Raw genomic sequence first — 524 nt, forward strand, 5'->3', positions numbered from 1 at the left:
AGATCCGCGTTTGCAAGCGTGGCCATGCCGTTGAAACTGTTGGAAATCGTCGCGCCGGGGCAGTTGTCGCCAAAGGCCGTCGGATTGAATTCCGTGCCCTGGACGGTGTAGTTGCACTCCGTCGCGTCGGTGTTGCGGGCAAACGGCGAACCGCTCGGGCAAGTGATCGTCGGCATGTGGTTATCCGTCACATTCACCACAATCGCGCAGGTCGTGCTGGACATCGCCATGCCGACCGAAACAGACAAGGTGATCCTCGGGGAGCCTTTCGGCAGCGAGGCCATGTTGTTGAAACTGTTGGATACCGTCGCGCCGGGACAGTTGTCGCCGAAGGCCGTCGGGTCGAACTCCGCGCCTTGCACCGTGTAGTTGCACTCCGTCGCGTCGGTGTTGCGGGCAAACGGCGAGCCGCTGGGGCAGGTGATGGTGGGCATCTGATTGTCCGTCACCGTCACCGTAAAACTTACCGTTGTTGCACTGTTAGTTCCATCCGTTCCGGTTAAGGTTACGGTAGTTACGCCTTT

The 524-nt window shown here is 59.5% G+C and carries 1 protein-coding gene; it reads right to left on the reverse strand.

The genetic code is table 11. The features are described from left to right. A partial coding sequence (locus JNK74_30205) for a hypothetical protein (GenBank protein MBL7650443.1) occupies positions 1–434 on the reverse strand: 434 nt, incomplete at its 3' end. Between the last annotated feature and the right edge of the window lie 90 nt (positions 435–524).

The organism is Candidatus Hydrogenedentota bacterium (assembly GCA_016791475.1).
GTDB lineage: Bacteria > Hydrogenedentota > Hydrogenedentia > Hydrogenedentales > JAEUWI01 > JAEUWI01.